The sequence below is a fragment of the Bacillus sp. OTU530 genome, assembly GCF_038440375.1.
The window spans coordinates 23,448-42,251 of record NZ_JASATP010000049.1 but is presented as its reverse complement, the minus strand read 5'-3'; the positions used below and the strand labels follow the sequence as shown (position 1 = coordinate 42,251).

The 18,804-nt window shown below is 36.7% G+C and carries 21 protein-coding genes and 1 pseudogene; 12 read left to right on the top strand and 10 right to left on the bottom strand.

Going from position 1 to position 18,804, the window contains the following annotated elements:
• Positions 1-28 precede the first annotated feature (28 nt).
• Together AAHB12_RS25130 and AAHB12_RS25125 are read left to right on the top strand one after the other, a co-directional pair.
• Positions 29-439 carry a CHRD domain-containing protein gene (locus AAHB12_RS25130; protein WP_342047836.1) on the top strand — a complete coding sequence of 137 codons (411 nt, stop codon included), beginning with the start codon at positions 29-31 and terminating at the stop codon, positions 437-439.
• A gap of 386 nt (positions 440-825) precedes the next feature.
• The gene (locus AAHB12_RS25125; protein WP_342047850.1) at positions 826-1,887 is read left to right on the top strand and encodes an Ig-like domain-containing protein; all 1,062 of its coding nucleotides are present in this window, start codon (positions 826-828) and stop codon (positions 1,885-1,887) included.
• A 514-nt stretch (positions 1,888-2,401) separates the two neighbouring features.
• On the opposite strand, the pseudogene AAHB12_RS31955 reads toward AAHB12_RS25125, so the two are convergent.
• Both AAHB12_RS31955 and AAHB12_RS25115 read right to left on the bottom strand, forming a co-directional pair.
• Positions 2,402-2,461 (bottom strand): annotated as a pseudogene (locus AAHB12_RS31955) (YjcZ family sporulation protein); the annotation flags it as partial.
• Positions 2,462-2,776: 315 nt separating this feature from the next.
• Positions 2,777-2,938 carry a hypothetical protein gene (locus AAHB12_RS25115; protein WP_342047849.1) on the bottom strand — a complete coding sequence of 54 codons (162 nt, stop codon included), beginning with the start codon at positions 2,936-2,938 and terminating at the stop codon, positions 2,777-2,779.
• A gap of 456 nt (positions 2,939-3,394) precedes the next feature.
• On the opposite strand from AAHB12_RS25115, the gene AAHB12_RS25110 reads away from it, so the two are divergent.
• Positions 3,395-3,577 carry a hypothetical protein gene (locus AAHB12_RS25110; RefSeq protein WP_342047847.1) on the top strand — a complete coding sequence of 61 codons (183 nt, stop codon included), beginning with the start codon at positions 3,395-3,397 and terminating at the stop codon, positions 3,575-3,577.
• Between the two features lie 214 nt (positions 3,578-3,791).
• Complete coding sequence (locus tag AAHB12_RS25105) at positions 3,792-4,325, top strand: DUF3967 domain-containing protein (protein ID WP_342047845.1); 534 nt, start codon at positions 3,792-3,794, stop codon at positions 4,323-4,325.
• A 2,708-nt stretch (positions 4,326-7,033) separates the two neighbouring features.
• On the opposite strand, the gene AAHB12_RS25100 is transcribed toward AAHB12_RS25105, so the two are convergent.
• The 3 genes from AAHB12_RS25100 to AAHB12_RS25090 form a co-directional block, all read right to left on the bottom strand.
• Positions 7,034-7,360, bottom strand: a complete 327-nt coding sequence (locus AAHB12_RS25100; RefSeq protein ID WP_129731443.1) for a hypothetical protein — start codon at positions 7,358-7,360, stop codon at positions 7,034-7,036.
• Positions 7,361-7,763: 403 nt separating this feature from the next.
• Positions 7,764-9,104 (bottom strand): MarR family transcriptional regulator, encoded by a 1,341-nt coding sequence (locus AAHB12_RS25095; protein WP_342047842.1) that lies wholly within the window; start codon positions 9,102-9,104, stop codon positions 7,764-7,766.
• A gap of 44 nt (positions 9,105-9,148) precedes the next feature.
• Positions 9,149-9,550: a cytochrome-c oxidase gene (locus AAHB12_RS25090; RefSeq protein ID WP_342047841.1), complete on the bottom strand. Its 402-nt coding sequence runs from the start codon at positions 9,548-9,550 to the stop codon at positions 9,149-9,151.
• A gap of 358 nt (positions 9,551-9,908) precedes the next feature.
• On the opposite strand from AAHB12_RS25090, the gene AAHB12_RS25085 reads away from it, so the two are divergent.
• Positions 9,909-10,085: a hypothetical protein gene (locus AAHB12_RS25085; RefSeq protein ID WP_342047838.1), complete on the top strand. Its 177-nt coding sequence runs from the start codon at positions 9,909-9,911 to the stop codon at positions 10,083-10,085.
• Between the two features lie 159 nt (positions 10,086-10,244).
• On the opposite strand, the gene AAHB12_RS25080 is transcribed toward AAHB12_RS25085, so the two are convergent.
• Positions 10,245-10,391, bottom strand: a complete 147-nt coding sequence (locus AAHB12_RS25080; protein ID WP_342047837.1) for a hypothetical protein — start codon at positions 10,389-10,391, stop codon at positions 10,245-10,247.
• 366 nt (positions 10,392-10,757) lie between these two features.
• Between AAHB12_RS25080 and AAHB12_RS25075 the strand changes: the two genes are divergently transcribed.
• Complete coding sequence (locus tag AAHB12_RS25075) at positions 10,758-11,168, top strand: CHRD domain-containing protein (RefSeq protein ID WP_342047836.1); 411 nt, start codon at positions 10,758-10,760, stop codon at positions 11,166-11,168.
• Between the two features lie 262 nt (positions 11,169-11,430).
• Here the strand turns inward: AAHB12_RS25075 and spoVM are convergent, their stop codons facing one another.
• The 4 genes from spoVM to AAHB12_RS25060 form a co-directional block, all read right to left on the bottom strand.
• Positions 11,431-11,511: a stage V sporulation protein SpoVM gene (spoVM, locus tag AAHB12_RS31950; protein ID WP_129731670.1), complete on the bottom strand. Its 81-nt coding sequence runs from the start codon at positions 11,509-11,511 to the stop codon at positions 11,431-11,433.
• 329 nt (positions 11,512-11,840) lie between these two features.
• Complete coding sequence (locus AAHB12_RS25070) at positions 11,841-11,999, bottom strand: YjcZ family sporulation protein (RefSeq protein ID WP_342047834.1); 159 nt, start codon at positions 11,997-11,999, stop codon at positions 11,841-11,843.
• A 570-nt stretch (positions 12,000-12,569) separates the two neighbouring features.
• Positions 12,570-12,893: a DUF3967 domain-containing protein gene (locus AAHB12_RS25065; RefSeq protein ID WP_342047832.1), complete on the bottom strand. Its 324-nt coding sequence runs from the start codon at positions 12,891-12,893 to the stop codon at positions 12,570-12,572.
• 331 nt (positions 12,894-13,224) lie between these two features.
• Positions 13,225-13,806 carry a recombinase family protein gene (locus tag AAHB12_RS25060; RefSeq protein WP_129731459.1) on the bottom strand — a complete coding sequence of 194 codons (582 nt, stop codon included), beginning with the start codon at positions 13,804-13,806 and terminating at the stop codon, positions 13,225-13,227.
• A gap of 801 nt (positions 13,807-14,607) precedes the next feature.
• Here AAHB12_RS25060 and AAHB12_RS25055 point away from each other — a divergent pair.
• The 6 genes from AAHB12_RS25055 to AAHB12_RS25030 all read left to right on the top strand — a co-directional run bounded on the left by AAHB12_RS25055 (position 14,608) and on the right by AAHB12_RS25030 (position 18,789).
• Entirely contained in the window at positions 14,608-15,318 is a 711-nt protein-coding gene (locus AAHB12_RS25055) for a hypothetical protein (RefSeq protein ID WP_342047831.1), read from the top strand.
• A 270-nt stretch (positions 15,319-15,588) separates the two neighbouring features.
• A complete protein-coding gene (locus tag AAHB12_RS25050; protein ID WP_342047828.1) occupies positions 15,589-15,729 on the top strand; it encodes a hypothetical protein in 141 nt (46 codons plus the stop codon).
• Between the two features lie 211 nt (positions 15,730-15,940).
• Positions 15,941-16,156, top strand: a complete 216-nt coding sequence (locus AAHB12_RS25045) for a hypothetical protein (RefSeq protein ID WP_342047827.1) — start codon at positions 15,941-15,943, stop codon at positions 16,154-16,156.
• Between the two features lie 697 nt (positions 16,157-16,853).
• A complete protein-coding gene (locus AAHB12_RS25040) occupies positions 16,854-17,000 on the top strand; it encodes a YjcZ family sporulation protein (protein ID WP_342047825.1) in 147 nt (48 codons plus the stop codon).
• Positions 17,001-17,280: 280 nt separating this feature from the next.
• Positions 17,281-18,108 carry a hypothetical protein gene (locus AAHB12_RS25035; protein ID WP_342047823.1) on the top strand — a complete coding sequence of 276 codons (828 nt, stop codon included), beginning with the start codon at positions 17,281-17,283 and terminating at the stop codon, positions 18,106-18,108.
• Positions 18,109-18,126: 18 nt separating this feature from the next.
• Positions 18,127-18,789, top strand: a complete 663-nt coding sequence (locus AAHB12_RS25030; protein ID WP_342047821.1) for a DUF2642 domain-containing protein — start codon at positions 18,127-18,129, stop codon at positions 18,787-18,789.
• The last annotated feature ends 15 nt before the right edge of the window (positions 18,790-18,804 follow it).

The following is an 18,804-nucleotide window of genomic DNA, read 5'->3' as shown; positions in this document are numbered from 1 at the left end:
CAAAGTTAATAAGGAAGTGAATTGATTTATGGTTGTACGTTTTTTTGCTAGGTTAACAGGAGGGCAGCAAGTACCGCCTGTTAACACGGATGCTTTTGGTTCAGCAAATTTTGTATTCAACGATGATTTTACAAGACTTCGTTTTAGATTAGTTGTGAATGATTTAGAAGAGTTTATTGCTGCTCATATTCATTTAGGAATGAGAGGCCAAAATGGGCCAGTTGTTACATTCCTTTTTGGACCAGTAACTCGCGGCATCAGTGTCAATACTGGAGTGGTAACTGGAACAATTACAGAAGATGATCTTGTCGGTCCCTTACAAGGAATGTCTTTATTTGAATTAGCAAAACAGATGAATGCAGGCAATACTTACGTGAACGCTCATACGGAAAGATATCCAGATGGAGAAATTCGTGGTCAAATAAGACAAGTTCAATAATTTTTAATGGTGTAGACAGTATGCTTTTTTATAGAGTGTCTGTCTTTTTTATTGACGGCAAAACAAGGAAAGCCGATTAAGTGCTAGTTTTAACTTAATATAACATTCGAAAGCAGAAGTAAATTTTTCTTATTCCTTACCTGATGATCTTTAAGGTAATATGATTCTTAAAGAGTGTACTAAAGAAAAAATAGAAAGCAGCCTAGAAAAGGCTGCTTGTTTACATAAGACTCGTTACCGGAAGTGAATAGTTTCAGATTAACATGAACTGGAACTACCTTCTATAATCAAGAGAACGATCAAGCCATCGAATCTAGCCCAAACCGAGTTCTGTATGCAACATATATTGATTGGATGTATTGATACAGAAAGTGAGGCTAACACAAGTGAACACTTCCCATCAGTTTAACCTCAATTATGCCTGTTACCAAAGAACAATGATGGTACAAAAAATAAGAAAATCTGTCCTGGTTTCCATCAATATATATCCTAAGACTTTATCTCTTTGTTCAGGTTTGAGCCATCAGTTTACTGCGACAGGTACGTATTCTGACAAATCAACTAGAGACATTACAAATCTTGTCGAGTGGTACTCTAACAATCCTTCAAGTGCAACAGTTTCAAATGAGGAAGAAACAAAAGGTTTGACTACAGCAATTGATACTGGGGAAGCCCAAATTTTTGCAAGATTAGACGGAATCATGAGTTCGGATAGTTCTCTCACCGTTGAGACAACTAGTATGAATTGTCCCCGCAAAACTTCTGGCTTTGGTAAGGGCATCTTACTGCTTGAGAATGATGTTGCTTCCTACGATTTTGCCAAACAACTTTGGTCACTTACTAAATCTACTGCTGTGCAGATATCTCCATCAATTATCAGAGATCAATACACGACAGGTGAACAACTGGCAGCGGATTACTGGTGTGTTTGGGCCGGAGTTCAAGGGAATATCACTGATCTGGACGTCATGGCAATGATGCAACCAGGGGGAATCGTCGATGAATTCGTCAAGCTTGGCGGAATTTTCATTGTACACGATACCCACACTAATCCCACAATTGTAACATCTCCTGAAGGATCTTCTGAGTTCATTGGGGGTGAATCTGAGTCACTAGCACAATTTTCGAGGCTTGTACAAATACCGTTGTCCTTTGAGTATCTTGGAACATATTTATATATTAACTCTATTAAGAAAGAAGGCAACTCTATGGCTCTTGAAACTAACTGTAAGACCTGTACTCCTCCTGAAGGTTCTACATCGATTCTTACTGTAGATATACCGGGTGGTCTAGCTATTAACCTATTGGGTATTCATGTCGAAGCTTGTCCAATCTGTGTTACAGTATTCACTGATGGCTCCGGTGCACTTACATCCCAACAACAAGGTATCGCAAATAACCTTATCAACGTCGTTCAGAATTTGATTCCAACTGTTCCTGGTGCTTAAAGGGAAATAGTTTGTAATTTAATACAGGGCTTGACCAAAAAACGGTCGGGTCTTTTTTAATGCATATCATATAAATATAAATTTAACATAATAAACTATTATAAGGATATGAATCAATGGGTTGGTACAAAAACAGACAATATATCATATTATTATAATATGACCATGTTAAACCTTCTTTCTTAGGTATGAAAAAGCCCCTCCCGCCATGAGGGGCTTTTGGTTTATGTATATTGCATTCATGTCAGGTTAACATAATCCCACATTATCGGGAGTCAATGTATCTAGAAGCCTATAAAAATGCCCTCCAGCTAAGTTAATCTGGAGGGCATTTCTTGTTCACATAATTCTCGTTATTGGCAGTAATATTTCGCTAAAACACAACGATATTTTTTGAAGAAAACTATAACAAGAAGACCCCACATAATATCTTTGTGGGGTCTTCTTGTTATAGTTTTTAGTAGCAGCCGTAACCGCCGTGGCCATAGCCGTCATAACCGCCACAGCAGACTACTGCACCAACAATAATAAGTAAGATAAAGAGAACAATGATTAGCACGAATTCATTACCATGTCTATGTTTATGTTTATGTTGATGTCCATGTCCGCATTGACATCCAGATCCACATTCACAAACAGTTTCAAAATTACTCATACATATTTCCCTCCTTGATATTGAGGAAGAAGGCTTAACTATGGCTTTTCATTGTATTCTTCTTATTTGTGTTTGGGTACATATCACGGATAAATGATGAAATAGCCTACTTATGTGGCGGGCTTTCCCCAAAAGCAAGGGCAGTGCCAAAACCTTAATACAAGCAAAAGACAGCCCTTTTGAGGCTGCCTGTTTACATAACATTCGAAAGCGGAAGTTCCGAGAATAAACTTTTCATTTGCCTATTAATCTTGTTACGCCCATCCCAAGAAATCCAATGCCCATTCCTATAAGCCATCCTTGTTGGGGATGCCCTAATAAGGATCCTACTCCCCCGCCTATAAACATGCAGCCCACAAAGACTACGCCTCCAATTCCCCATTTTCTCTGTCCCATAACTTAACCAACCCCTTTCGGGAAAACATATGCCGTTAGCTCCCTTTTCTTGCTAGACATGGTCTTGGTAGTAAATGAACTTAGGAATGCATTGTATATCCTATACATGTCAGGTTTACATAACACGTCATTATCCGAAGTAGCCATGCCCAGGGCATCCGCGTGGGTACTGGCTTTCTCGCAATCTCTCGATTTATCAAGTATACAGGATTTTATGCAATACCCTAGTGGCGCGGCTTTTGACCTCCCGACCTTTTGACAAGTCTCCCTACTTTCTGCATAAAATCCTGCATATTTTCATTCGATTTTGATGTCTGAAAATCTTGATTTAAGTAATTCTATATTGTGAAAAAAATTTTTCTTGTATTCTATCATAATTGATAGTTTATCCAATCTTTTTAATAGATTTTACATATACTATAAAGAATATCAATTGAGAGGAGTTGAATAAATAGAATGAATAGAAATAACAATAGAAGAGAAAACAACTTTGACTTTGATTTTGAACAAGAGACATTTGTGCGCTCTGACAACGATAACACAAACAGACTTTCTGATCGTAATACTAATACTGCTACTGTACGAAATAGCGGAAATTCCACTGTCAATGTACGCGTAAACATTGAAAATGAGGATTAAGCAAGAAAGCTCACAATCAAGTTTTCTAACGGGGTCAATAGAAGGAGGAAGGGATATAGAGATAATCTCTTTTCCCTTTTTCGACTTATGCCAACACACCAATGTGGGGGCTCTGCCCAAAATCTACTACACTTCTGATTTTGAGTGTCCCTATAAGCTTCAAAAAAGGAGTACAACACAAATATCACGAAAACTATAGCGGAGGTGTAACGTTATGACGTCAGAACGTGATAGAGTGTATTCTCCCACTGATATTCAAGAGTTACTTGGAATCGACAGCAGTACATTAAGGAAATATGCCATTCTACTAGAAAAGAATGGTTATCACTTTCTAAAAAATGAACGTGGACACAGAGGTTATTTTGATAAAGATGTCATCACGCTACGCAAATTATTGGAGTTTAGCAAACAACCCGATATGACGTTGGAACGGTCTGCAAAAGCTGTAATGACATGGGTTTCTGAAGAAGATATCACGGTCAGCGTTCCGACTGAAGCACCGTTACAACCAACAGACGAACGTTATAACGATATGATAGAACGCTTGATACGACTAGAAGAACATAATAAGAGACAGGAAGCCTTTAATCAGGAGCTTTTACATCAACTTCAAAAACAACAACAATATATCCAAGAAAGTTTAGAACGAAGGGATAAAACACTACTGGAAACTGTTCGAGAGATACAAGAAACAAAACTTTTAACAGCAGCTACTCAACAAAAAAGATGGTGGCAATTTTGGAAGTAAATAGGCAAGATTTTATACAAATTCAGGGCAGGAAATAAAATGGCAAGATTTCTAGCTATCTTGCCATTTCTACTTTGTAAAAAACATGCATGGCGTGAAATTTCATGGACTGGGCATATTTTAATAGGAATACAGATACCCCAAAGGATTCCCACTTTCGATAATTGGCGATTATGTAACCTTGACGTGAATATGACATGCATTCTTTTTTTGGATGAGTAGACACGAAATTATCATATTAGAATATATATAATTACACTATATTCCAAAAAAAAAAGGAGGTTGCTATTTTGTATCCATGTTTTCCGGATCCTATTTCAAAGCAAAAACGCGAGGAAAATTGTTACTGTTGTTACTGTTGTTACTGTTGTTACTGTAAATATATTCCGTCTATTTGCCCCCCTCAACCACCACTAGTTACATGCCCGTCTCCGACACTACCAAATGAGCCTCCGATATGTGAACAACGAAGAGCAGCGTTCCAAGCTACTAATCCTCAATTGCGTTTTGACTTCAATCTTATGTATTACTTTTTTAATAATCAGGTAACTTTTGCTGAGGCCATCCAACAGTGTAATGCAACATTTGGATTTACCCTAATAACCCTTCAAGAATTGATCGCCATAAGTAATGATTTTAATACTGCGGGATTATGCCAAATGTTACTTTGGACAACCCATAACGGTGTCCCAACTCTTGCATATTTCGTGCCTGGTAGTCGTACTCCAATCATACCCGTTCCAACAGCATCCTTGTCATGCCTAGCTTACAGCATCTATCGGTACAGGCCCTAGTGAGTAATCATAGAGTCAGATATTTAATGTGAAATTCGGTTAGCTCATTCCTAATCGGACAAGCCTGTTATATGCTTAAAACAACAGTAAGCGACCTCGATCATCCTCTTAGGAATCACAAGGTCGCTTACACTATTTCTTCACTTGCTAACCAAAAACCCTTTCTCTTTCTAAATCGCGTGTTAAAAAAGGATGGGAGTGTGATGCAGAAAAGATACTAGCTATTGCTTGTAATTATAATATAAAAAAATTATTTATTTGTAAAGAAAATATTTATAATATTCTAAAAAGTCTGAATATTTTCAATAATCTGGAATAAATGTAATATATTTGGAGAAATATTGAATCACTCTGCTACCTATAAGAACGACTATGTAAAAAACGAATCGTTCCTTGCGGAATTTTTAGCCTTTAAAGATAGTGATAATAAGAGAGAGTCAACTGAAGATGTGTTAAAACCTTGATATTACTAAGTTTGTTAGGGTTTTTAGGGTGTTATGCTTTCGTCACACCTAAAAAGTTCCATTGTCTCGAAAACATTTCTAGATTATGGATATCTTTTTTTATTTTTGTAATGGATGGAGTTGATAGAAGTATTTTTACACAAAAAAACCGACTCACGTTTTTATTTTCATGAATCGGCTAGTGAATCTTATGATAGAAAGAAGTCATTATGATTTACTCCTCATTTCTCATTTTTGATGTCTTAAGTGAAGAAGTTTATTTATTACGAATTCGAGCGTTTCCGTATGCTTCCATTGATTTTACATAGCTTTCCACTACTGAAGCGACGAAATTTGAAAGTTTTTTCATTTGATTTACCCCCTTAATGTAATTGATTACACTGTATATTTTTTATGTTTTTTTAGCAAATCGGCTATCTATTCATGGTAACGGAAACAATGAAAATGAAAGCGAATAATTATTCCATTTGAACTACTAATACGACATGTTAGGTATATCTAGAAACATTTTGGGTGCCGTTTTTCAGAGAGGTAGAAGAGCATAAGGGATTTCTGCTATCACATAGTGTGATAGACTAGGCAAACGTGATATCAATAAAAGTGTTTGAATGTCTCCATTGTGTTCCCCTATTTTTGAGGGATGTCCCTATCGTGTCCCCATAGAAAGTAAACTATGTCCCCCTCACGTCCCCATCATTTTTTTCTAAAACCTTATATTTTTAATGGATGTTAAATCTCTCAATTGATTGTTTTTATGTTCTTAACGCCCATTCATTTTTCTTATAAAGGACGAGATTTTCTTCCACTTTTAGTGGTTGCTTTTTTCTCTCTACTCTATTTGATTCTTACTTACTCTTTTCCTATCCTAATCTTTTGTTTAACTCCCTTTGATCTGTGTATTTTCGATACTCCAGGTTGAATTAGATAGTCTAGAACAAACCATTTACAACTCTATGACAACCTGCCAATACATTCAGAAACTGAATATACATACACTGAATCTTAAAAGGCCTGTAAAGCCATCTAAAGAGGGTTAATTAAAACTTAAAGATTCTACCAATCTATAAAAATAAACGCTTAAAAATGATTCTAGAAAGTCTGGCATACATTATGGGATTAGTTATTACCCTAACTGCCAGAAACTTCTGAGAATCTAGCGGATTTTTAATAGTTATCTACTTGAAATAATTAAGGATTTGTATGTCAAAAAGTTACTATAAAGAGATCTACACATAAAACAAGATGGGGACACGAGGGGGCCATTGTATAAAACCTATGGGACCACGAGGGAGACATTAGTCGAAAAAAGGGGCACACAATGGGGACATGTCGGCATTTTTCCTGTCCCCACGAGTTCGTCAGGCATTGCCGGACTCCACAACCTAGTTGGGGACAGAAATCCCTTATGCTCTTCAGCTTTTTTAATTTTTGGGCACTAAAAAAGCACCCTTCAAGAGGATGCTCCAACACCTAAGTATTCATCAATCTTTTCTAAAAGTCCATTTGAAATGTCCTTATGAATAGCAAGTTTCCTTTTAAGCTGTCTAATCTCTTCTTTTAACTTCTCAGATTGGGATTTGAATTCCTTTATCTTTAAATTTAATATGTTCTGATGCAGCATTTCCTTGTGGTTTCTAGCCACACTTGTTATTACATCTAATTTGACATCTAAAGCCGAAAGCTGTTGTTCTTTTAAGCTTAACTCTTCACTAAAATTAGTAAGTTCCTGTTGTATTTCCTGTCTCCATTCAATTAGCATACGTTCTGTTTCTTTCATATGTATTCAACCTCCTTTCCGCATTCATACATTCGGCAATACAGAAGTGATCCCCTTTATAGTTTCCAGGATCTACAACATTCTAAACAACGCCCTAAAATCGCCTGTATCGCTTCCTCTGTCCTCTTAGCAGAAATATACCAATCAATTAAAACCTCCCTGTACAAACGATTCTCGTAAGCCAGAGCCGTATTCTGAGAATAGTCTTAGCCTGGCTTATCAAATTTTTAAAAAAAAGAGCGCAGCTGGCCTGAGCACGGGCGCTTACTTAAAATATTGAGAAAACTCCACCCAAAAGCTCAAAAGAAAAAGCCCCTAAAAAGGGACTATTAAAAATCTTTCTAAAAACACGAATAAGGCCAGTCCATATAATCTGTTTAAAGGGACACATGGTGGGACACTTTTATAATTTTTTTATCAGCCTTGATACAACTGACTTTGATAGTCCTGTATACTCTGCTAGTTTTCTTATAGACGCTCTTGGATAACGTTCTAATGCCTTTTGTATTTGCCATAGCTTATCTTCTGTTTGTTCCTTACGCTCTTCATTATACTCTTCCATTGGACGCATACCGGCTTCCCGGCGCTTATTTCGCTTGCTCTCTGTATTTCGCTCACGCTTTACAGTAACGCCTATAATCGTGCGCATAGCCTTCATTTCCGCCTCTGTAATGTTTAGCTTCTCTATGACAGTAGCATTCTTCATCGGCTTTATTAGAGTGCGAGAAAGTCCCCTCATGCTGAAATCATTTACGGCGAATGCTTCCATGAATTCAATAGCATCATTACAGGCACTTTTTATTGTGGCGTTAATCTCGCCCTTCTTCATCGGCTTATCAGCTGTAGAGTATATCCGTCCTATTGTCGGCTGGATAAAATCCTCTGTATCACCCCGGCTCTTTAAGAACAGACACACGGTAAAAGAGTAAATGTAAATGAATGTGTTACGGCATCCTGTTAAATTTCCGTTTCTAATTTCTACTAGCCTCTGCAAGTCATTCACACGGGCCGCATTAAGGCTGTACAGCGTCTTTGCACCCACTTTGTCTATAAATACTGCTACGTTGCCTTTACGCTGCTTTCCGCGCTTCCTAGCCTGCTCTAACGGTGTACAGAATTCATATAACTCTTGCAAACTGTATTCTAATTGCCGCCATACTTCAACATTAACAGCAGCATTGTTTTTAGTATTCGTTGTACCCGGAAAACGTAGGACACGCGGTAGATCACACGCGCGCGGGTCTGCTTCTATATCTCTTAGTTTACTAATGTATTGAAGGGTTATGTACTGTGCTAAATATGCCATTCGAGGCGCTGCACCATTAGCAATAGAGAAAAATATCTGTAAGCCACGGCCACTAAAAATAACTAGGTTAGGATTCGGAATATGCCCGCTGAAAATATAGCTTTGTAGCTTCTCCAGCGCGTCATTAGGTGTAATTTTTAGAGCGTGGCAATCTATATCAACGCCTAGATTTCTAATTTGTTTGAGCTTCCCCGCTTCCCTACTGCCATACTCGAAGGCATTTAACGAAAGGTACATATCATCTTTCTTGTTCCGTGCGGCATACTTCAGCATATCGGGAATGTCATTCAATCCCCAGAAACGTTGAGTACCGTTTACTGGCTTTAACGTTGCTATATATCCCGCTTTTTTCGTTTCACTAGCGTAAAAATCATGCCAATTCTCTATAATTGCATGAACCTGTGGTGCTAGTATTCTAGCGGCTACATTATCAGACATAATAAAAGCCCCCTAAATTTAGGAAGCTGTTTTTACCTATTTACTTACAATGAAACATCCTGTTTTGATACAACGGACTGATTCGCTTTAATCTTAAAGACATTAATGCTAAATAAAAGTACACCCACAATCACCAGTAACGATGAGATAATTGCAACAGGTAGGAGTGATTCACTTCCTGTAAGGATCATAACAAACAATGAACCTTGCATTAATGGTACGCCGATATTATGTAACCAAAAATGAATCTTTGCTAATTTCGTTTCTGCCGCCTTTGGATAGATAGAATAAATGATTCCGAATATCGCCATAGATACCCAGCCCAATAAGTTTAAATGAGCATGAACAGATGCAAATGCAAAATTATGAATTATACCCATGACTAACCCAAGACAAACAGCTATAAAGAAGTAAACAACTGCAATTTTCAAAAAACGTAGACCCATTACGTTCCCCCCTTTTTTTATTACATATAGAATATATTTACAACACCGTTTACAATAGACTATTTAAGTAAAATTATCCATATAACGCCAATTAAAGTGATGATTTACCATATACCGAGAATGTAATCTAGGATGCTAAAAACCCCCTTCAGTGATCTGAAGGAGGTTCATGTTTACATAATTCCTGTTAGCGGTAGTTGGTTCATAATATCTTGGCAAAACAGCTCTTACTTTTTGAGTAATATGATTTTTGGTTTGTTACGGTTTAATTATCTCAGATAGGTATTTATCTTATTTCTTTTTAGATATTGGATGCATATCTTAATTAAGAATTTTAGAGGAAAGGGAGGGCGTACACATGGAAAGACAATACCCTTATCATCAGCCATACCCGGTGAGTTATTATCCATATCATCACCATCATTATCCATACCAGCATGTAGGTTATTATCCATATCACCACCATCATTATCCATACCAGCATGTGGGTTATTATCCATATCATCATCACTATGGATATCCTGGTGGCTATTAATGTAAAAACAAAAAACATCAAGAAAGAGGGGGCTTTTTGGGTCCCTCTTTAACTATTGTTAGTTTACATAACATTCGTTATCGGGAGTCAATGTATCTAGAAACCTATAAAAATACCCTCCAGTAAAGCAATCCGGAGGGCTTTTGTGTTCATTTAATCCTAGTATTCTTTCCAGTGTTTTTTATCATCGTCTTTCTCATTATCACAATCACAACCATTTATCCGTATTTTTATTATATTAACATTCTTATTTTTTTGTTCTTGTTCCTGTTCTTGTTCCTGTTTTTGTTTATCATCATCAGCCATATTTTTTCCCCCTTGGATTTATAATATCATCATATTAAAAATGAGTAGTTCGGATTCCATGCTTGTCCCGCATTTTCTAAAAACTTTAAAAATTTATGTATATACATGTGAAGTTAACATAATCCCTTATTATCGGAATTCAATGTATCTAGGAGCCTATAAAAATCCCCTCCAGCTAAGCAATCTGGAGGGGATTCGCGTTCACATAATCAGTGTTATCGGAAGTCGTCTAATATCTACTTTAGATACTGAAACCTTTTGATAAATTGTACGTTTAAACATAATTGAATAGTCAAAATATACAAGCTTATTTTTTATCAAAAAATATACTATTATATCAAAGTTAATAAGGAAGTGAATTGATTTATGGTTGTACGTTTTTTTGCTAGGTTAACAGGAGGGCAGCAAGTACCGCCTGTTAACACGGATGCTTTTGGTTCAGCAAATTTTGTATTCAACGATGATTTTACAAGACTTCGTTTTAGATTAGTTGTGAATGATTTAGAAGAGTTTATTGCTGCTCATATTCATTTAGGAATGAGAGGCCAAAATGGGCCAGTTGTTACATTCCTTTTTGGACCAGTAACTCGCGGCATCAGTGTCAATACTGGAGTGGTAACTGGAACAATTACAGAAGATGATCTTGTCGGTCCCTTACAAGGAATGTCTTTATTTGAATTAGCAAAACAGATGAATGCAGGCAATACTTACGTGAACGCTCATACGGAAAGATATCCAGATGGAGAAATTCGTGGTCAAATAAGACAAGTTCAATAATTTTTAATGGTGTAGACAGTATGCTTTTTTATAGAGTGTCTGTCTTTTTTATTGACGGCAAAACAAGGAAGGCCGATTAAGTGCTAGTTTTAACTTATATAACATTCGAAAGCGGAAGTAAATTTTTCTTATTCCTTACCTGATGATCTTTAAGGTAATATGATTCTTAAAGAGTGTACTAAAGAAAAAATAGAAAGCAGCCTAAAAAGGCTGCTTATTTACATAAGATGACTTATGGGTAGTGTGTCAAATGGTTCTCTTTTTAATCCTTTTTAAATCTATTCAGCATAGTGTGTACAAGTCTGCCAAGAAACTTAGGTAATTTAATTGTATAACATTTCATAGTTTTTCTCCTACTCTCCATTGCTCCTATAATGTATTCAAACAGAAGAAAGGTGTTAATTCATCAGTGTTTTTTGTATACTCTATACATGTCAGGTTTACATAACGCGACATTATCGGAATTCAATGTATCTTGGACTTTATAAAAAGTCTCAGTCTACTACAATAACTGAAAAGAAAATGCCTTTGCTGCAGTAAGGGCATTTGTTTCCTGTCATTAAGTATTGATAAACTCTATTTCCCGCATTATCAGTAGTTAATGTACTTCTACATAGAAAAACCCCTATATGAGCATACAGGGGTTTTCGATATCTAATAGTTTTTTTGGATTTAATGGAAGCTAAAGCAAGCAGCACCTACTATAATTAATAGGATAAATAATACGACGATTAGTGCAAATCCTCCAGCAAAACCACCACAGCCGCCGCCATAGCCACAGCCACCTCCGTAGCCGCCGTAGCCACCATAACCATAACCATAACCATACATATATATGTCTCCTTTTCCTTTTTATAAGGAGGAAAAAAACTCTTTGTAACGGATACAGGATATTGTATGTTTTAGGGGATTATTGGAGCCAGTCTAGATTGTAAAGGCGATGCCCTTATTTAAGCATCGCCCTTGAAAATTATAGTTTTTAAGAACACGTGTATTAGTATATTGTACTGTTCTTTTGTGAAGCTTATTTGTAGTCTAAATTACTGCTTATTTAGTTGAACAAGAAGTAATGTATATTCCATACATGTCAGGTTAACATAACACATCATTATCCGAAGTAGCCATGCCCAGGGCATCCGCGCCAACACTGGGTTTCTTGCAATCTCCGAATTTATTACATATGCAGGATTTTATGCAATGCCCAAGCGATGCCCAAATGGCAAGGATTATGGCAAATTTGCCATTTTATTTCCCGCGCTGAAATTGTATAAAATCCTGCATATTCTGTTATCTAAAGAATACAAGTGAAAGAGAACAGGATATTTGTTCATCACCTACCCAAACAAAAACACCCCTCTGATTCAGCGGAATGAGGGGTGTTTTTGTTTGATAAGGAATTCATTACTTTTTCCAAAATTCCCACCATTTTTTTTGTTGTGCTGCAGCAATCATTCTTTTGGTTTCTTGGATCTCACGAACATGCTGTATGAGTAATTGATCTCGCTTTTCTAAGCGTTCCAGGATACGTTGCTCAGTACCAAGCAGCTCTTGCTTAATCTCTTGCAACAGTTCTTGTTTTAGCTTCCCTCGTTCAGCTTTAAGGTCTAGTTCTGGTGAGCGGGGGGTGTTTACTTGGTACTTTCTTTCGCTCAATGCTTGCTCAATGGCATTCTCTAGCTTGCTTCCTTCGCTCTGAAACTTCTTAATTTTTTCTAATAAGAGCACGTCCTGCCCTAGAAGAATTTGATAAACTAGAATCAAATATCTTAAGCAAGGTACTTGTCTGGTTACAGACTGGTCCTTATCTAGTTTCCTGGGAACGGTTTATCGTGGTGGGTCGCCAAACTTCACACACGATAAGCCGTTTTGCATTTCTCGGCTCTATTTGTAATCCTAATTCTACCATTCTCATTACAGTTAACACGACGAAAAACAGAATACCGGAAGCCTTATGCTCATTCACATAAGAGTAGTGATATTCTGTAATATTTACCCAAATATCCGTACCAAAATGTACAATGTCACTGATCCCAGAACAAAAAAGAAAGAGACTACATTAAGTCGTAGCCTCTTTTATCTTTATCTTCTCGATCTCTCTATACAAAATGGATTTACTTACACCGGTTGCCTCCTCGATCTCTCTAATGCTCATCTTATTAGTTTCTCTTTCCTGCCACAGCTTAACAGCCATAGCAACTTGCCCTTTCTCCTTGCCTCTTCTACCCAGCTTTACACCTTTATTCTTAGCATTGGCAATACCGGCTTGCCGCTTTTCTTCAAGTAGTTCGCGCTCATTCTCTGCTAGCGCTGAAAGGATTGTTAAAAATAGCTTCCCGTTTCTATGTGTTGCTTCCATACCTAATTCCACAATGTACAAAGTAATGTTTCGCTGGATCAGATCCTCAACTAGTTCTAAGAGCTGCTTTGTATTCCGTCCCAGGCGATCAACGCGGGTAACTATGATTGTATCCCCTTCTTCAGCCTCAGAAAGGAGCTTTTCCAGCTCTGGACGCTTGAATGTTTTACCCGTTGCCTTTTCTTCAATGATTGTGTCACACTTTCGCGCTTTTAACTGTTCAATTTGTGTATCTAGGTTCTGCTCCTTTGTACTCACTCGAGCATATCCGTATACAGTCATTCCAGCCGATCCCCTTTCCCGAATCTCCATAATTATGTATGTCTCTATTCTCAATATACGCATTTAATTTAGGGAATTCAATTAGGGAACCATTAAACCCAATGAAATAAGGACTTTAGTATCATTCCCTTAAAGTCTACTTTTAGGGAATACATGAGAAAATATGGACTCGGCCACAGTCAACTACCCACCACTTTAAGCGTAGCTAAGTGGTGGGTAGTTGACACGCATGATAAGTTCGAGGATTCGTATCGAATTTTCATCGTGGCGGGTAGCGCGACCCTTCGTACCGCTTACTGTTGGTATGTAAGGCTTATAGGAATCCCTCCATGCCTGTAGAGTCGTTCGTGGGCGTCCTAATTTCCGGGCTATATCCGCAAGGGAGTACGTTCGCTTGTAGGATTCTTCGCCGTGGCCGCGCTCGTCATGGCTATTCGTCGTCGTTACCGCTCGTCTCGTCGTCATTATAACATTAACTTTCGTCATCGGTTTGTCGTTAACATTCTAAACGTTGATATAACACGATTTTTGATGAGTATATGAGAACAATAGCATACATACGTATTGCATAAAATCCTGCATATTTTCTTTTGTCTGAGAATGAGAGAAATCCAGTATTGGTGCGGATGCCCAAGGGAATCCCACTTCCGCTAATGCCATGTTATGTAAACTTGACATGTATAGGGTATTCATCATCAATTTTGTTAGACAAGTACAGACAAGCATACAAGAAAAAATAACAAAATTTAATATATTGATAACAATGAACACGAAGTCAAAAAAGAAAAGAGGAAAAATTCTATGAATGATGAGAATGAATTAAAAGAAGGAATTCATTTCGAACATGATAAAGACGGTTATACAATCAACATTAATATATACAACAATAATAATTTTGCGAATAAAAGCAGTCATGCTGGCAACATTGAACAAAGAGCCGAAGGTGGCGGACAAATCAATAAGAATGTTGGGACGAACGCAAATCAAGGCGGACAGAACGCTATAAATGGTAGCCAGAGCGCAAATAATGACTCACAGTTCGCAAATGGAAATGGAAGGAGTGGAATTGCTGGAAAAGGAAATGATGAACAAGGTGGGCAAGAAGCTATCAAAATAAGAAAAAAAGGAGGGTGTGATTGTAGCTCTTCTAAAGTGGGGGCAACCAGATGCGCTGCTCAAGCAAGGGCAACTGGAGTCGACGTAAATGCAAATATATGTCCAGGATGTGTACTCGAAAATAGTTCTTTAGTTCTTTTTGGAGGAGCATTTACAGCGACGAGTTTTGATCATGTAACTTATACTCCTGTAACTAATCAACTACAAGTAGCAGGTATGGGGATTTTGGGGGGACGCCCACCAGGGAACTACATTGTTACTTTTTCACCTTCAGTAAATATCATTAACCTTCTTTTCGTTAGCGCTGGACAACGTATCTCCAGAAATTTCAAGGTACCAAGTACCGTAATACCGTGTTCTGGAACATCCTCTCCAGACTCGATTGAAAACTTATGACAGCTGCTAAAGAGAAGCTAGAAATGGAGCGATACGTTAAAGCTGAACTACCGCTTTCAAAGATTATGTTAATGCGCTCCCTTCAGATCACTTAACTGGAGGGTATTTTTATAGATTTCTAGATACATTGACTCCCGATAATGCCGGATTATATTAACTTCACATGTATATACATAAATTTTTAGAATTCTTAGAAAAATAGGGACAAGCATGGAATCAAAAATACTAATCTTTAATATAATGCTATTATAAATTAAAGGAGGAAAAAATATGGCTAATGATGATAAACAAAAACAAGAACAAGAACAGGAACAAGAACAAAAAAATAGGAATATTAATATAATAAATATACAGGTAAATTGTTGTGATCATAAGAAAGACGATGATAAAAAACACTGGAAAGAATACTAGGATTAAATGAACACAAAAGCCCCCAGGATTTCGTTACTGGAGGGTATTTTTATAGATTTCTAGATACATTGACTCCCGATAATGCGGGACTATGTTAATTTCACATGTATATACATAAATTTTTAGAGCTTTTAGAAAATGAGGGACAAGCATGGAATCAAAAATACTAATTTTTAATATAATGCTATTATAAATTAAAGGAGGAAAAAATATGGCTAATGATGATAAACAAAAACAAGAACAGGAACAAGAACAGGAACAAGAACAGGAACAAGAACAAACTAATAAGAATGTTAATATAATAAATGTGCATGTAAATTGTTGTGATCATAAGAAAGACGAGAAAGACGAGGATAAAAAGCACTGGAAAGACTTGTATAAAAAGGTATATTGGGATTATAAGGAAGAGAAGTATAAAGAATACTAGGATTAAATGAACACAAAAGCCCTCCGGATTGCTTTACTGGAGGGCTTTTTTATAGGATTCTAGATACATTGAATTCCGATAATGTGGAGTTATGTTAACTTGACATGTATAGGGTATTCATCGTCAACTACCCACCACTTAGCTACGCTTGAAGTGGGGGCTTGCGAGTGACCAGCAGTACTGACGGTCGCTCTACTACAAGCGACATGCTTAAATATCAACCGTTATGTACGGCATCGCCTAGTAGCAGTACTCCAATTTCCACACGTACTAGGCAGACGAGTTACGTCTAAGATTTTACGGTTGCAACGTATTCCTGCAACCAACCTCATATCTTAGGTTGTCAAAGAACAAAAAGACTGCCTTTAGCGACGATTCGCCCAACGGTTCATCTCTAAAGGAGGAAGTGCAGCATTGGAATGTTTTGCTACGCAAAAACGCGCATTCCTTGTTCTTAGTAGAAGCCGTAACTATTTTCTTAATAAAACATGGACCGAATCATTCCGGAGTATTTCGTTTAGGTCATTAGCAAAGATTCCTGGGTAGAACAAAGGAAAAATTTCTATTCCTCTAACATGATTAAAATACTTTATTTACAGTATAGACTGGCTCCAAGAATCCCCTAAAACATACAATATTCTATATCCGTGACAAAGAGTTTTTCCTCCTTATAAAAAGGAAAAGGGGGCATATATATATGTATGGTTATGGTTTCGGTTACGGTGGTTACGGCGGCTGTGGTGGTTACGGCGGCTGCGGTGGTTATGCTGGAGGATTTGCACTAATCGTCGTATTATTTATCCTATTAATTATAGTAGGTACTGCTTTCGTTGGCCGTTGGTAAATCCGAAAAAATATTAGATATCTAAAACCCCTGTATGCTCGCTCATACAGGGGTTTTTCTATGGCTCAGTAAAACTAACAAGAAAAACAAAACTTGTATTATCAAAATTGATGTATAAGAGATAGCACGCAAATTTTAACATTTTCTTGTAATACCTGCAGAAATGTTTTTATTCGCGTATTTTTTTTATTGGTCAATTACCCTACATCTTGTCCTAAGATGATGAATATCTTATATAAACAGTAATATAGTAAATTTTTTCCTTAAGGAGGAAGTTATCTTGTTTTATCAACAAGCTGACAATCACATAAATAAATACACAAAAAATCTAAAATCCATGATTGGTTCAACAGTGCAATGTAACTTTGGAGGACCCGAGAAAGGAGAGGGAATACTTCTTAAAGTAGGTTTAGACTATTGTGTATTGCAATGCAATAAAGAAGTATACTATTATCCATTGCATCATATCAAAGGCTATACACTTATCCAGAAAGATGACAATTCCGAAGAAAATAGCAATACAGAGGATAATGGAAATGAAAATAACGACAACAACAAAAATTTAAAATATCCAATTGTTGTACCAGGCAGACGTTTCGTTGATGTTATTGACCGCTTAAAAGGGCAGAAAGTTCAATTTAACAAAGGACCAGGCAAGATAAAAGGAACTGTAGTTGGACGTGATACAAAGCATATTATACTTGAGGTTAACGATGAAGTGTTGTACGTCTCTAAATTCCACATTCAAAATATGTGCTGGGACTATTGCAATTCGAACAATAACCAACAAAGTCCCGACGATTCCAAAGATGACAAAAACAACGATAATAATAAAAACAGCAGTAGTACCAACAATCAAGAGAATAACAATCAAGAGAATAACAATCAAGAGAATAATGATCAAGGGAATAACAATCAAGAGAATAATGATCAAGAGAATAATGATCAAGAGAATAATGATCAAGAGAATAATGATCAAGAGAATAATGATCAAGAGAATAATGATCAAGAGAATAACAGCCAACGGGAGAACAATATGGATCAATGGTGGCGTTGGTATGACAGCTTATGGGAAAAACATCTAAGAAAACAATTAGACAATAATTAGTGTACGGAGGAGCTTTTTTTGGACAACTTAAAACAGTTATTGAATAAAAAAATTCATGTGAAAATAACCCCAGAAATTTGTTTTGACGGAATACTCACTGATATAGGAGATGATATTGTAGTATTATTTGATGGACAAAGATATCTTTATATCCCCTTGGTACATGTCCATAAAATCAAGCTTAGTAGAAGCGATGAGGAAATTGGTGAGCCTACTGGATTTTTATTACCTAAACAAACAGAATCTATTTCATATCACACTATTTTAACAAATGCAAAAATGCTTTTTATTGAAATTCATGTATTAGGAAACCAATCATTGCATGGTTATATCACAGATGTGTTAAATGATTATTTTGTTTTTTATTCACCTATATATAAAACAATGTATATTTCCTTAGATCATTTAAAATGGTTAACCCCATGCAATCAAAATATTACTCCATATACCCTCAATAAAGAACTCTTACCTGTCAAGCCTTCTCTTACTATCGCATCCGCTTCATGGAAAGAACAATTAAAGAAATTAGAAAATAACTTCGTAGTCTTTGATATGGGAGAGGAGTCAGATAAAATAGGGTTACTAAAAAAAATAGAGAATAATCTAATTGAGTTGATAGCTGCAAATGGTGAAACCATGCATTTGAATCTTACTCATATCAAATCTGTACATGCCCCATAAACATTCTTACCAAAC